Genomic DNA, 14048 nt, shown 5'->3' with positions numbered 1-14048 from the left:
GATGCAATGAACGGCACACCCGGCTTGCGCTGTGTACTCCTTCCCTGCGCTGGCCCACACACCTGGGCGGTGCCCCAGGACTGTATTGCCGAGATTGTGACCATGACGGGATCGGTTTCCGGACATCTTGGCTGGCGTGGCTGCGAAGTACCGGTTTACGGCCCCGACAACTACCCTATCGACACTGCCACTGATGCCCTGGCTGCTACGACTGCTATTTTCGTTGTTTTCTTCGGGCTCAGGGGACGAGGTTGTGATTACTGGGCGGTTCGCTTGCAGGGCCATGGTCTCACCTCCACCGAACTTTCCGAGAGCGCGATTGAGGATCGGCCGGATCTGCTGTTACCGGGTTTTCTGGCTGCGTTTACCCTGGCGGGCAAAACCTGCCAGGTGCCGGATTTACCATTTCTGCAGTCACAGGTTGCAGCGGCAACGGACGCTGGCTGACAGGAAAAGGTTGAAATAACGATATTGGCGTTCCATCCCCGTAGGAAAATTATGGCATATCAGCGGTATTTCCTTCGGTAATTGTCCTGCCGGATGGAAAATTATGGCACCTCCAGCTGCGCCTTTTGAATTTTGTCTGAAAATCTCCCCACTTGTATCTGTTCAGCGCCCTTATCCAGTCGTTATAAAGGTTGCCAGTAAGGATTCCAGCGAAAGGGGAACAAACATGTTAACGATTACACCTACTGCTGTTTTGGGGCGCGGCCAGTCAGAGGGCGTGGAAGTTTTTGCGGTAATTGACGGGCGCAAGGTTTTCCTCCCCGAGGAAGCCCGCTATGTGATGCAGGACCGGCGCGGTCTCTGGTTCTATTGCAAGCGCAAGCCCCGGTTGTCGGAAGGAGACTGGACGCCCAATAAAACCAGCATCGCCTGTGTTACTGAGCGGGGCTGTGTGCGGGTCCTGAAAACGGAGAATTCCAGGTCATGGCTCGAGAGCTGCCAGAGCACAGTGCGCATGGTTGCGTCTGACGGCAAACGTCGCCCTGCCGGCGACACAGCCTGAGACACCCCGGTTCGCGTCGGCTGAGAGCGCGCCAGCCGTTTCTACCCTCGTAGAGTCTTGTTCAGTTCTACGGGGTCCGCGCCGCCAGCTGCGAGATATCTGCGACCTGCAGGAACAGATTCTGCAGCCTGTGCAGGAGGTTAAGCCGATTGCGCCGCAAGGCATCGTCTTCGGCGTTCACCATGACGCCGTCAAAAAAGGCGTCAACCGGACCCTGTAATACCGCGAGGCAGGTCAGCGCCTCGCGGTAGGCACCTTTCTCCAGGTGCTCGCCGCTTATCCGCGCCAGGTGCCCCATTTTCTCGGCAAGCGCCTTTTCTTCTGGCTCTATCAGTAAGTGTACGCTTACTTCGCTAAACTCGAAGCCCTCTTCCAGCTTGCCCAGGATATTGCTTACGCGTTTATTGGCGGCGGCCAGGGCCGAGGCTTCGGGCAGTTGCCGGAACGCATTTACCGCGTGTACCCGCCGCTGAATATCCAGGGGACGACTCGGCTTGTTGGCACTGACGGCGCGAAACACCTCGACCGGAATTGATTCTTCTTCATACCAGGCACGGAACCGTTCCAGCATATACTCGAGAACCTGGTCGCTGCTGCCCTCGGCCAAAAGGCCTTCAGGATAAGCACCGGCCGCAAGGGCCAGGCAATCCCGCAAATCGAGGTCCAGGGATTTCTCCACCAGGATGCGGAGCACCGCCAGGGATGCGCGGCGTAGCGCAAAAGGATCCCTGGAACCCGTCGGCGGCTGCCCGATCCCGAAAATCCCCGTCAGGGTATCCAGCCGGTCGGCCAGGCCCAGGGCCGCGGCGGTCAAGCCTTCCGGTAGGCGGTCGCCGGCAAAGCGCGGCCAGTACTGTTGCTCCAGTGCCTGGGCCACCGCTTCGTCTTCGCCATCATGGCGGGCATAGTAGGCGCCGGCGATACCCTGCATATCGGCAAATTCCAGCACCATCTCGGTACCCAGGTCGGCCTTGCTCAATAGCCCCGCGCGCTTTGCCAGCTCGGCTGAACTGCCGAGCTGGGTTGCCAGTTGGCCGGCGAGTGCGGATACCCGCAGGGATTTCTCGTGGAGTGTGCCCAGCTGTTGCTGGAAAACGATGTTGCGCAGGCCGTCTACCCGCGCTGCCAGAGGCTTCTTCTTGTCAGTTTCAAAAAAGAATGCTGCATCGCTCAGTCGCGGACGGATTACCCGTTCGTTACCTTCAATAACCTGGAACGGATCCGAGCTCTCAATATTACTCACGGTTATGAAATGGGGCAGCAAGTTGCCGGTACTGTCCACCAGATGAAAATATTTCTGGTGTTCCTTCATCGACAGCACCAGTGCCTCGGCCGGCACTTCCAGGAAGCGTGCTTCAAAATTCCCGGTAAGAGCCACCGGCCACTCGACCAGGCCGGTCACTTCGTCCAGCAGATCGGGATCTATGACCGCCTCGGCTCCCAACGCGTCGGCCTGGGCCTTCACCTGTTCGGAAATCATCGCTTTGCGCTGCTCAAAATCGGCAACCACTTTTGCCCGGGCGAGGGTCTCAGCGTAGTCTTCCGGGCGTTGCAGGGTAATATCACCACTACTGTGGAAACGGTGTCCACGCGTGGTATTGCCGGTTTTCAGGCCGAGTATTTCACCGTGATCAAAGCTGCTGCCGAGCATCGCGACAACCCAGTGTACCGGGCGTACAAACTCAACCCGGGAGGCGCCCCAGCGCATGCGGCGGGCGATGGGAAGGTCGCGGATACTATCGTGAATGATGTTATTAAGGCAGGCGCTGGTGTCGGCACCTTTGGTGTGGGTACGCAGGCCCAGGCGAGCGCCCTTGGGTGTCTCTATGGTCAACAGTTCCCCGGGCTCTACTCCCTGCTTGCGAGCGAAGCCAAGTGCGGCCGGGGTCCAGTTGCCCTCCTCGTCCCTGGCTCTGTCAGCGGGGGGGCCCTGCACCTCCACTTCCTTATCCGGCGCATGCAGCGCAACGTCCCGGATCAATACCGCCAGCCGCCGGGGAGAGGCAAACCACTCTACGTCACCATGGGATAATTCACGCTGGTCAAGGCCGGCGACAACCCCGTCGCGAAATGCCAGGCCCAGTGTTTTCAGGGATTTGGGTGGCAGTTCTTCGGTGCCCAGTTCCACCAGCAGGGTTTCACTATGGTTGCTCACGGCGTCGCCTCCGTGTTCGCGTCAGCCAGGAATTCACGTTGCAGGCGCTCGTCCGCCAGGGGGAAACCGAGACTGGCACGGGTATCGAAATAAGCCTGTGCGACCCCGCGCGCCAGTGTCCGTACCCGAAGAATGAAACGCTGGCGCTCGGTTACGGAAATGGCGTGGCGCGCATCCAGCAGGTTAAAGGTGTGGGAAGCTTTCATCACCATCTCGTAGGCTGGCAAAGGCAGGCTCAACTCGGTGAGGCGCAGCGCCTCGCGCTCACAATAGTCAAACTGGCCGAACAGGTAGTCAGTGTCAGCCTCCTCGAAGTTGTAGCGGGACATTTCCACTTCATTCTGGTGGAAAACGTCGCCGTAGGTCACCGTGCCGGTTGGGCTGTGTGTCCACACCAGGTCATAGATGCTGTCCACACCCTGCAGGTACATGGCTATCCGCTCCAGTCCGTAGGTGATTTCACCGGTAACCGGGTAGCACTCGAGGCCGCCGGCCTGCTGGAAATAAGTGAACTGGGTGACTTCCATACCGTTGAGCCATACTTCCCAACCGAGCCCCCAGGCACCCAGGGTGGGTGACTCCCAGTTATCCTCGACAAAACGGATGTCGTGCAGGGTACTGTCGATACCCAGGGCTTTGAGCGACTCGAGGTACAGTTCCTGAAATTCCGCCGGCGACGGCTTCATGGCCACCTGGAACTGGTAGTAGTGCTGCAGTCGATTCGGGTTTTCACCGTAGCGGCCGTCGGTAGGCCTCCTGCTGGGTTGCACGTAGGCGGCATTCCAGCTTTCGGGGCCTATCGCGCGCAGGAACGTGGCGGGGTGAAAAGTGCCGGCACCCACCTCCATATCCAGTGGCTGCAGTATCACGCAGCCCTGCTGCGCCCAGTATCGCTGGAGCGTGAGAATAAGATCCTGAAATGTAAGCTTGTCCGGGGACACAATGACACCTGTTCGCTGGCCGCAAAAAGGCTGCTATTGTACAGGCTCTTGCGTCGGCATAATATGCGCAACCACACAGGTTTACACAACCCAGCGTGCCTGCGCTGATTCACGTGACAGCAGGAGTGTTATGATTTTCGGCAAGTTGGTTGCTGGCGCCATTGGCCTGATCGTTGGCGGCCCCATCGGGCTGATCGCAGGCCTCTTCCTTGGCCATATATTCGACCGCGGGCTGGGACAAACCCTGCAGGCCGGGTCAGCCGAGAATATCGCCCGTATCAAGGAGCAGTTTTTCGAGACCATTTTCCTGTTGCTGGGCTATATGGCCAAGGCCGACGGTCGTATATCGCAGCAGGAAGTCGATCACACCGAGATGATCATCCGGCAAATGCGGCTGGATTCCACCCAGCGCCAACGCGCCATTGACCTGTTTCGGCGCGGTGCCTCCCCGGAGTTTCAGCTGCACAGTACGGTGTCCGCTTTCGTCGAAGTTGCCGGCCGCCAGCCTCAACTCCGCCAGACCATGCTCCTGTTTTTGATTTCCCTGGCGCTTGCCGACCACGGCATTGAGCCGGAAGAACACGAGGCGCTGGGCACTATCGCGGCCCTGCTCGGCTTCAACCGGCTGCAGCTGGAGCAACTGTTACGCATGGCCCAGGCCCAGGAGCAGTTCCATCACCGTGACGCCGGGCAACCGGATTCCCCCGACAGATTACAGGCAGCCTACGCCGCACTGGGGCTCACCGCCGCCGCCGGTGATCGGGAATTGAAACATGCCTATCGTAAGCTGATGAGCCAGAATCATCCGGATAAGCTGATCGCCAGAGGCGTGCCCGAGGATATGCTGCAGGTGGCAACCGAGAAATCCCAGGAAATTACCGCGGCCTACGACCTTATCCGCAAGCACCGCAACGGCTCCCGTTAGAGCCGCCAGAACATGGGTGTAAAGAGTACCAGCAAAGTAAAGATTTCCAGTCGCCCCAGCAGCATCGCCAGGCACAGCAGACCTTTGGCAAAGTCGCTGATACCGGCATAGTTGGCAGCGACTGCGCCCAGGCCCGGCCCGAGATTGTTCAATGAGGCCGCGACGGCAGAAAAGGCGGTAATAAAGTCCAGCCCGGTTGCCAGCAGCAGTAGCATGATGGTCACAAAGACAAACATGTAAACGGCGAAAAAGCTCCAGACTGCGCTAACCACAGTTGCCTCCACGCGGTGTTTCCCAACCTTCAGGGGAATCACCGCCTTGGGGTGAACCAACTGCTTCATTTCCCTCAGTCCCTGTTTGCCGATCAGCATCAGGCGTACCGCCTTGATGCCGCCTGCGGTTGAGCCGACACAGCCGCCCATGAACGAAAACATGATCAGCATGATCGGGAGGAAGGTGGGCCAGACTGCGAAATCCTGGGTGGTAAAGCCGGTGGTGGTCGCAATTGAGACGGTCTGGAACAGGCCGTGTACAAGACCCTCCTCCAGGGTCAGGGTCTCACTGATTATCAGGAAGCTGCAGGTAATGGCTATGCCCAGCAACAGGACCCCGAGAAAGAAGCGGGACTCCGAATCCCGGCCATAGGCGGCCAGGCTGCGGCGCCGCCAGGACAGGAAGTGCAGGCCAAAATTCATCGCCGAGATAACCATGAACAGGGTGCAGATCAAGAGGATGGCGTCACTGTCAAAATAGCCCATGCTCGCATCATGGGTAGAGAACCCGCCTATGGCGACGGTGGAAAAGGCGTGAGCGACGGCGTCAAAGCCCGACATTCCCGCCGCGTAAAACGCCGCTGCGCAGACCACCGTCAGGGCCAGGTAGACTGCGAACAGGGCTTTTGCGGTTTCGGCGATCCGGGGAGTGAGTTTGCGATCCTTGCTGGGGCCTGGTATTTCGGCCCGGTACAGCTGCATCCCCCCGATACCCAGCATCGGCAGGATCGCCAGCGCGATGACAATAATACCAATGCCCCCCAGCCACTGCAGTAGCTGGCGGTACATCAGGATGGATCCGGGTAGGCCATCGAGGCCGGTCATCACGGTGGCGCCGGTGGTGGTCAGCGCGGAAATGGATTCAAAAATGGCATCCATAGGGCTCAGGGCCAGGCTGGTGGTCAGCAACAGTGGCAGGGAACCAAAAATACCGAGTACCGTCCAGAACAGGGAGGTCACCAGGAAGCCGTCGCGGATTCGCAGTTCGTGCCGCACATTCCTTACCGGCAGCCACAGCGCCAGGCCCACCAGGAAGGTCAGTCCCAGTGCGCTGGAAAAGGACCTGACAGTGGCATCGTTGTCGATCAGGGCAATGGCCAGAGGCACTGCCATGGTGCTGCTGAACAGCATCAGCAACAATCCGAGGATACGCATTGAAACAGTCAGGTGCATGGGCGGCCCGTCAGGAAAAGAAGCCGAAACCGACGGCGAACAGTTTTTCTACAGCGGAGATCTTGTTGCGATCGATCAGGAAGAGGACGACGTGATCATCGGTCTCCACCACGACGTAGCGGTGGGCAATCAATACTTCATCGCCGCGCACAATGGCGCCAATCGTCACACCTTCAGGCAGGGAAATCTCGTCCAGGCGACGGCCGACTACCCGGGAAGATCTGCTGTCGCCCCGTGCAGTAACCTCAATTGCCTCGGCGGCCCCGCGACGGAGAGAGTGGACATTACTGATGTCCCCCCGCCGCACGTGGGTCAGCAGGCTGCCAATGGTGATCTGTTGCGGTGAAATGGCAATGTCAATTTCGTCGCCCACCAGATCGGCATAGGCCGGGTTGGTGATGAGGGTGATGACCTTCTTGGCGCCCATACGCTTGGCCAGCATCGACATCATGATGTTGGATTCGTCGTTATTGGTCAGGGCACAAAAAACGTCGGTGGATTCTATATTCTCTGATGAGAGCAATTGCGGCTCCGCGGCGCTGCCGTGCAATACGATGGCATGCTTGAGCGATTCGGAGAGTACCCGGCAGCGGTCATAGGACTGTTCTATAACCTTGACCTGGTAGTTGCGCTCAATGCTCTGCGCCAGGGTGGCGCCGATGTTGCCGCCTCCCGCAATGATCACCCGGTGGTAGGGCTTGTCGACCTTGCGCAGCTCTGACATGACCGCGCGGATGTTCTTGCGAGCGGCAATGAAAAAGACCTCGTCGTCGGCCTCGACCACGGTGTCGCCCTCGGGAATGATGGCCCGGTCCTGGCGGAAGATGGCCGCCACCCGGGTATCCACCTTGGGCATGTGCTGGCGGATTTCCTGCAACTGATGGCCGACAATCGGCCCACCGTGGTAGGCGCGAACCGCGACCAGCTGCACCCGGCCATCGGCGAAATCCAGTACCTGCAACGCCCCGGGATTGGCGATGAGCTCGACGATATTCTTGGTTACCAGCTGTTCGGGGCCAATGATCACGTCAACGGGAATATGGTCCGGGGTGAACAGCTTTTCCTGATAGGCCAGGTAGTTGGGCGAGCGTACCCGGGAGATCTTGGTAGGGGTGTTAAACAGGGAGTGGGCAATCTGGCAGGCCATCATGTTGATTTCATCGCTGTTGGTCACGGCGATCAGCATGTCGGCGTCTTCGGCGCCGGCCTGGTACAGGGTGTCCGGATGCGAAGCTCCCCCGGTCACGGTGCCAATATCCAGCCGGTCCTGCAGGGCTTTCAGGCGCTTGCCGTCAGTGTCGACGACAGTGATATCGTTTTGCTCGTTAGCCAGGTGTTCGGCCAGTGTACCGCCTACCTGGCCGGCACCGAGAATGATGATTTTCATTGCTGGGAGCGCCTGCGTAAAATTCTTTGCACCTTAAAGAAAAGCCCTGCGGATTGTAAGTCCATTCAGGGCGAAATAGTGCAGCTTGTGGGCATTGTCACCCGGCGCGCTCAAGCAGGCCGAAAAACAGGCCGCCGGGCCCGTCTGCCTGGGGTAACAGCTGGCCGCCGCAGGAACGTGAATGGCCAACGCTCACCGGCAGCAACCCGGCGTCGGGTGTTGCGTCCAGGAACTGTTGCAGCACACCACTGTTTTCCTCTTCTATGACCGAGCAGGTGACATACAACAGCTGCCCTCCGGGCGCCAGCAAAGGCCACAGCCCCTGCAGGATGCGTAGCTGCTGCGCGGCCAGTTTGCGGATATCCTCCGGGCGGCGCAGCAATTTCACGTCGGGGTGTCGTCGTATCACGCCACTGGCCGAGCAGGGTGCGTCCACCAGAATCCGGTTGAAAAGCCGGCCGTGGAATAGTGAGGGTGGCAGCGAGGCGTCACCGCGCACTACGCTGGCTTCCAGGGACAGTCGTTGCAGATTTTCCCGCACTCTCTCCAGACGTTGCTTGTCCACATCCATTGCCGTCAGGTTTAATCCGGGCTCGAGTTCCAGCAGGTGGCAGGTTTTGCCACCGGGCGCGGCGCAAGCATCCAGGATGGCCTCGCCCGGTTGCGCCTGCAGCAGGTGAGCGGTCAGTTGTGCCGCTTCGTCCTGCACGCTAACGGCACCCCCGGCAAAGCCTGGCAAAGAGGTCACATCCGCCGCCCGCTCAAGGTAGATGGCTTCTGGGGCCAGTTGCCCGGGACGGGCTTCAATGCCGGCATCGGCGAGCAGCGCCAGGTAGGCGTCGCGGCTGTATTGCTGGCGATTGACCCGCAGTACCATCGGCGGTTGCTGGTTATTGGCCTCAAGGATCGCCGCGGCCTGCTCCGGCCAGTCGCGCGCAATGATGTCGTATAGCCACTGGGGATGGGAGGCCGCGGCCGCGGGGCTCAGTCGCTGTTCCAGCGTGGTTCGCTCGCGCAAGTAGCGACGCAGAATGGCGTTACAGAGTCCCTTGGCCCATGACTTGTCCAGGGCAAGGGTTGCTGCCACGGTCGCCGCTACTGCGGCATGGTCCGGAATCCGGGTGTCTGCGAGCTGGTAAAGACCCACCAGCAGCAGCGCCTCGATATCGCGGTCGCGACTGCGCAGGGGTTTATCCAGTAACTGGCCCAGTTGCGGCTGGAGTCGGGGATAACGGCGCAGGGTGCCATAGCACAATTGCTGCAGTAGCGCGCGATCGCGCTCGGCCACGGTATCAAGAGCCGGGGGCAGCAACTGGTTCAGGGAGGCGCCACCGAGAACGTCGGTGATCACCAGGGCCGCGGCGGCGCGAGTATCCGTAGTCATTGGTTTTGCTCCTGCGCCGGTAATTCAAAGCGGGCACCATCGGCGAACAGGGCGCTGCGTGCATTCAGAACCTGCCCGGCGGCAAGTACCTTACCACCGGGCAGTTGCAGGGTATCAATACACAGTGACCCCTGGCCACAGGCCACCACAATACCCTCGCGCCCGGCCCGCAATATCGTACCGGGTGTGACATCAGTGTGGGTTTCCGCCAGTGCCCTGGCCTGCCAGATACGGACGCGTTCACCCTGCAGCACGCCGTAACAGACCGGGAATGGATTGAAGGCGCAAATTGCGCGTGCCAGGGTCGCGGCATCCTGGCGCCAGTCGATGGCAGCTTCGCACTTTTCTATTTTATGAGCGTAGGTGGCGGCGGTATCATCCTGCACCTGGGCGGTTTTCTGGTATTCGGGCAGATCGGCCAGTACCTTCAAGAGCAGTGGCGGGCCAAGCTCGGCAAGTCGGTCATGCAGCTCGCCCGCGGTGGTATGGGGCAGGATGGCGCAGCGGGCCGTCGCCAGCATGGCTCCGGTATCCAGGCCGGCATCCATTTGCATGATGGTGATGCCACTCTCCGTATCACCGGCGGCAATGGCGCGCTGGATGGGGGCGGCCCCGCGCCAGCGTGGCAGTAAAGAGGCGTGTACATTGAGGCAGCCCATCCGCGGGGCATCAAGTATTGGTTGTGGCAAAATCAAGCCGTAGGCGACGACGACCATAACATCGGCGTCGAGGGCCGCCAGCCGTGCCACTTCATCCTCCCGGCGCAGGCTCGCTGGCTGTAACACCGGAATTCCCGCGGCCAGCGCAACCTCCTTGACCGGACTTGCCTGGAGTTTTTTACCGCGTCCTGCCGGTCGATCCGGCTGGCTATAAACAGCCGCAACAGTATGTTCACTCTCCAGCAGGGTCGCCAGGTGTGTGGCTGCAAATTCCGGCGTGCCGGCAAAAACGATGCGCAAGGGTGGGTTGGAGGAGGAGTCAGGCCTGGCGTCGATGTTCTTTCTCCAGTTTTCTGCGGATGCGCTGTCTTTTTAAAGGTGTGAGATAGTCTACGAACAGCTTGCCGTCGAGATGGTCAATTTCGTGTTGCAGGCAGATCGCCAGCAATCCCTGAAGTTCCCGGGTAAAGGTCTCACCGTCAGCGTCCAGGGCGGTAACCGAGATTCGTTGCGGTCGTTGTACGGTCTCGTAAAAACCGGGTACGGACAGGCAGCCTTCATCATACTCCCCAAGTTCCGGATCCAGCACGGTCACTTCCGGGTTGATAAAAACCAGGGGTTCACTGCGGTTTTCGCTAACATCAATCACCAACAGGCGCTGCTGGATGTTGACCTGCGTTGCCGCCAGGCCGATACCGGGCGCAGCGTACATCGTTTCGAACATGTCCGCCAGCAACGCCCGCGTGGCGTCGGTAACTTCAGCAACGGGCTGCGCGCGAGTTCGTAACCTCGGGTCGGGAAATTCCAGGATGTCGAGTATAGCCATGGTATCTGGTGCCTTGTCGGACTTAACGGGCCAATGGTGAATTAGTCACATTGGGGCTTGCCACGGGCTCGGGGCCATCGCAAACTGAGACCATTATATAACTGCTGGCAGGGTAGTGCCCAGCACCCGCATCGGGGTTGCTGTTATAGACCTGCTCGCATGGGAGAAGTTCTGCCGTTTTCTGACCGGCGGAAAAACGATAACAAGGCCAGGCTGGACGTAATGATGAGAGTGAAGTCTTTTGCGGTTTACCTGCTTTTTCTGGGGAGTCTGCTGTCAAGTCCCTGGCTGCAGGCAGCGGTAGAGCTTAATGATGATCTGCCCGATACCTACATCGTAAAGAAAGGAGATACCCTCTGGGATATTTCCGGGATGTATTTGCGAGAGCCCTGGCTCTGGCCGGAATTGTGGGACGTGAATCCGCAGATCGACAATCCCCACCTGATCTATCCCGGGGATGAGCTCTACCTGACCTGGGTTAATGGGGAGCCCCGTTTGCGTGTGCGTCGCGGGCGCGAGGTAAAGCTTGAACCCAACATGCGGGTGCAGCCACTGGATACGGCCATTCCGGCGATTCCCCTGGACCAGATAGGGGCCTTTCTCAAGCGCCATCGTATTTTAAATGGCGATGACCTCGATAATACCGCCTACGTAGTCGCCGGGAACCAGGACCGCCTTCTCAGTGCGCCTGGCGACCGCATTTACGGCCGCGGCATGTTTCCCGACGGCGAGCGCAGATTCGAGATTTACCGGGCAGGTGATACCTACGTGGACCCGCTGACCGATGAAGTGCTCGGTTACCAGGCTCGGGATATCGGCAGCTCGCGCCTGATTGGTAGCAATACCGATCCCATCACCGAACTGGAAGTTACCCGGGTAACGGAAGAAGTGCGTATTGCCGACCGACTGCTGCCCCTGCAGGAACGCGTGCTTGATGCCATGTTCCAGCCGCGGGCGCCACGCTCCGGGATTGTTGATGGTTTCATGATTGCAGTGGATGGTGGTTTGAGCCAGATAGGGACCGACGATATTGTCGTGCTTAATCGCGGCGCTCGTGAAGGCCTTGAGGTTGGCAACGTATTGGCGATTTACCAGGCGGGCAGCACGGTCTATGATCGGGTGGCGGGCGAGAATGTGTCCCTGCCCGACACCCGTGCCGGCCTGTTGATGGTGTTCGAAGTGTTCGACAAGGCCAGCTATGCGCTGGTACTCAAGGCCAGCCGGCCATTGAAGGTGATGGACAAGGTCAGGAATCCCTGACAGCTGGAACGGCGACCATGGAATGGTTGCCTTACATTGAACAGACATTACGTCAAGGATGATGTATGGATGCGTCTCACTCGCGGCTGTGCCTGTTATTGCACAGTCTCCCCAGTCTGGACCGCGGCCGGCTTCGGCAATTGTTGCAACATTTTGGTTCCCCCGCCGCGTTGTGGTCCGCAGATCGTGATTGCTGGGATAAACTGAATCCCGGTGCCGCGGTGCTGGCAGACCTGGAGCTCGCCAGGCGATGTGGTAAACACCCGCGCGCTCTCCGGGATGTGGATCATCAGCTCGACAGCCTGTTGGCGGTCGATGGTTGGGTTCTCGCCCTGGGAGAGCCCGGATACCCTGCCGCGCTCGCTGCCATTCCTGATCCGCCGCCGCTACTCTACGTGCGCGGAGCTGCTGAAATACTGCAGCGGCCGCAACTGGCGGTAGTGGGCAGCCGTAAAGCGAGTCCTGCCGGCCTGCGCAGTGCCGGGAGTCTGGCGGCTGCAGCGTCGAGGGCGGGGCTCGTCATTACCAGCGGCCTCGCGCTGGGTATTGACGGTGCCGCCCACCGGGGTGCGCTTGAAGCAGACGGTGCCAGTGTTGCCGTAATGGCGACCGGCGTAGATGAGATATACCCCCGCCGACATCGCACCCTGGCGCTGGAGTTGCTGGAGCGGGGTTGCCTGGTTAGTGAGTTTGCGCCCGCCACACCGGCGCTTCCGGGGCACTTCCCGGCCCGGAACCGTATTATCAGCGGTTTGTCGCTGGGTGTTCTGGTGGTGGAGGCAGCGCTGCCCAGCGGCTCACTGATCACCGCAGGCACGGCTCTCGAGCAGGGCCGGGAGGTCTTTGCCCTGCCCTGGTTTCCCGACCATTCCGGCGGCCGTGGTTGCCTGCGTTTGATCCGTGATGGCGCCGTTATGGTAGAAACGATTGATGATATTCTGCCGGAACTTGGTGCGGCCTTTCAGTTACAGCACGAACTTTTTCCCGTGACAGCAAGCCTGCCGGCTGTTATCGGGCTGGAACCGGCGGCGCGGCAGGTGCTGGCCCAGGTTGGCTTTGACGTGGTGACGATACAGGAGCTGGTCCAGGCTGGTGACCGTTCGGTCGCCGAGATTCTGGCGGTGCTGTCTGCACTTGAAGTGAACGGCCTTGTGAGTCGCCGCGGCGGTGGCTATGTGCGCCGTTAAGCGCCGGGCTTGCCTTGATGGGGACAAGCCGGTAAATTTCCCCTCCCGGCGCTGGCTTGCTCAACGCCACTGGAGCCATATTATGAATCGACTGCCTGTTGCCGTTATCAGGGGGTGCACTATCAACCCGTTCGTAATGGCTGCCTTTTTTTCGCTATTATCGTTATTGCGGAGCTGAACCTGACTTCCGAACTCCACCTGCGGGCCGCAGTTCGCGTCCTTGGCCAGGGCGGCGTCATAGCCTGCCCGACCGAAGCTGTCTGGGGGCTGACCTGCGATCCCGGCAATCCCGATGCGGTAGCGCGGCTGCTGGACCTGAAGCAGCGGCCGGTGAGTAAGGGCCTGATTCTGGTTGCTGCCGATATGAGCCAGCTTGCACCATTGCTGGCAACGCTCACCGAGGCCCAGCGCAGCAAACTGGCTCTTTCCTGGCCCGGCCCCACGACCTGGTTACTGCCGCATAATAATTGCATTCCGGCCTGGGTGCACGGTGAGCACGATACCATTGCGGTGCGAGTAAGCGCTCACAACACGGTGGCCGCCCTATGTCGTGCCTGGGGTGGCCCCCTGGTGTCAACCTCGGCCAATCCTGCCGGCAGCAGGCCGGCAACAGCCGCTTTCCAGGTGCGCCGTTACTTTCAGCAACAGCTTGATTACATCGTTCCCGGTGCGGTGGGCGGCGCCACCCGGCCCTCCGTTATTCGCGATTTGCTGACCGATCGAATTATTCGATCCTAGGAGCCTGTCGGGCTTAAGGCTGCTCTGCTGCGGAACAGCCGGATTGGCCCTTTTTTGAGCAATTTCTCGTTAAATAGAACCACTATTCGCCTCAAAATTGCTCAAAAAATGACTCAAACCGGACTTTCCCTC

General features: G+C 59.8%; 13 protein-coding genes. 6 read left to right on the top strand and 7 right to left on the bottom strand.

Features of this window, described 5'->3' with window-relative positions:
• The first annotated feature begins 6 nt into the window (after window positions 1-6).
• Entirely contained in the window at window positions 7-447 is a 441-nt protein-coding gene (locus CWI75_RS03440; RefSeq protein WP_146003536.1) for a hypothetical protein, read from the top strand.
• A gap of 226 nt (window positions 448-673) precedes the next feature.
• Window positions 674-1009, top strand: a complete 336-nt coding sequence (locus tag CWI75_RS03435) for a hypothetical protein (protein WP_101520038.1) — start codon at window positions 674-676, stop codon at window positions 1007-1009.
• Window positions 1010-1076: 67 nt separating this feature from the next.
• Here the strand turns inward: CWI75_RS03435 and glyS are convergent, their stop codons facing one another.
• Window positions 1077-3164 (bottom strand): glycine--tRNA ligase subunit beta, encoded by a 2088-nt coding sequence (glyS, locus tag CWI75_RS03430; RefSeq protein WP_101520037.1) that lies wholly within the window; start codon window positions 3162-3164, stop codon window positions 1077-1079.
• Window positions 3161-4105, bottom strand: coding sequence for a glycine--tRNA ligase subunit alpha (gene glyQ, locus CWI75_RS03425; protein ID WP_241521059.1), 945 nt, complete (start codon window positions 4103-4105; stop codon window positions 3161-3163). The genes glyS and glyQ overlap by 4 nt, the downstream gene beginning before the upstream one ends.
• A gap of 130 nt (window positions 4106-4235) precedes the next feature.
• Here glyQ and djlA point away from each other — a divergent pair, with 130 nt between their 5' ends.
• Entirely contained in the window at window positions 4236-5030 is a 795-nt protein-coding gene (gene djlA, locus CWI75_RS03420) for a co-chaperone DjlA (protein WP_101520035.1), read from the top strand.
• Here djlA and CWI75_RS03415 read toward each other — a convergent pair.
• The 5 genes from CWI75_RS03415 to def form a co-directional block, all read right to left on the bottom strand.
• Window positions 5027-6475, bottom strand: a complete 1449-nt coding sequence (locus tag CWI75_RS03415; protein WP_101520034.1) for a TrkH family potassium uptake protein — start codon at window positions 6473-6475, stop codon at window positions 5027-5029. The two genes, djlA and CWI75_RS03415, sit on opposite strands and share 4 nt — an antisense overlap.
• Window positions 6476-6485: 10 nt before the next feature.
• Window positions 6486-7862, bottom strand: coding sequence for a Trk system potassium transporter TrkA (trkA, locus tag CWI75_RS03410; protein WP_101520033.1), 1377 nt, complete (start codon window positions 7860-7862; stop codon window positions 6486-6488).
• A gap of 97 nt (window positions 7863-7959) precedes the next feature.
• Window positions 7960-9246, bottom strand: coding sequence for a 16S rRNA (cytosine(967)-C(5))-methyltransferase RsmB (gene rsmB, locus CWI75_RS03405; protein WP_101520032.1), 1287 nt, complete (start codon window positions 9244-9246; stop codon window positions 7960-7962).
• A complete protein-coding gene (gene fmt, locus CWI75_RS03400; RefSeq protein WP_101520031.1) occupies window positions 9243-10205 on the bottom strand; it encodes a methionyl-tRNA formyltransferase in 963 nt (320 codons plus the stop codon). The genes rsmB and fmt overlap by 4 nt, the downstream gene beginning before the upstream one ends.
• Window positions 10206-10224: 19 nt before the next feature.
• Complete coding sequence (gene def / locus CWI75_RS03395) at window positions 10225-10731, bottom strand: peptide deformylase (RefSeq protein ID WP_101520030.1); 507 nt, start codon at window positions 10729-10731, stop codon at window positions 10225-10227.
• Window positions 10732-10956: 225 nt separating this feature from the next.
• On the opposite strand from def, the gene CWI75_RS03390 reads away from it, so the two are divergent.
• The 3 genes from CWI75_RS03390 (at window position 10957) to tsaC (ending at window position 13916) form a co-directional block, all read left to right on the top strand.
• Entirely contained in the window at window positions 10957-11991 is a 1035-nt protein-coding gene (locus tag CWI75_RS03390; protein WP_101520117.1) for a LysM peptidoglycan-binding domain-containing protein, read from the top strand.
• Between the two features lie 65 nt (window positions 11992-12056).
• Window positions 12057-13178: a DNA-processing protein DprA gene (gene dprA, locus CWI75_RS03385; RefSeq protein WP_101520029.1), complete on the top strand. Its 1122-nt coding sequence runs from the start codon at window positions 12057-12059 to the stop codon at window positions 13176-13178.
• Window positions 13179-13292: 114 nt separating this feature from the next.
• Window positions 13293-13916 carry an L-threonylcarbamoyladenylate synthase type 1 TsaC gene (gene tsaC / locus CWI75_RS03380; RefSeq protein ID WP_420913245.1) on the top strand — a complete coding sequence of 208 codons (624 nt, stop codon included), beginning with the start codon at window positions 13293-13295 and terminating at the stop codon, window positions 13914-13916.
• The last annotated feature ends 132 nt before the right edge of the window (window positions 13917-14048 follow it).

This window comes from Kineobactrum sediminis (assembly GCF_002868715.1).
Classification (GTDB): Bacteria; Pseudomonadota; Gammaproteobacteria; order Pseudomonadales; family Halieaceae; genus Kineobactrum; species Kineobactrum sediminis.
Note: the sequence above shows the minus strand (reverse complement) of the source record. Positions and strands in the feature narration are given on the sequence as shown.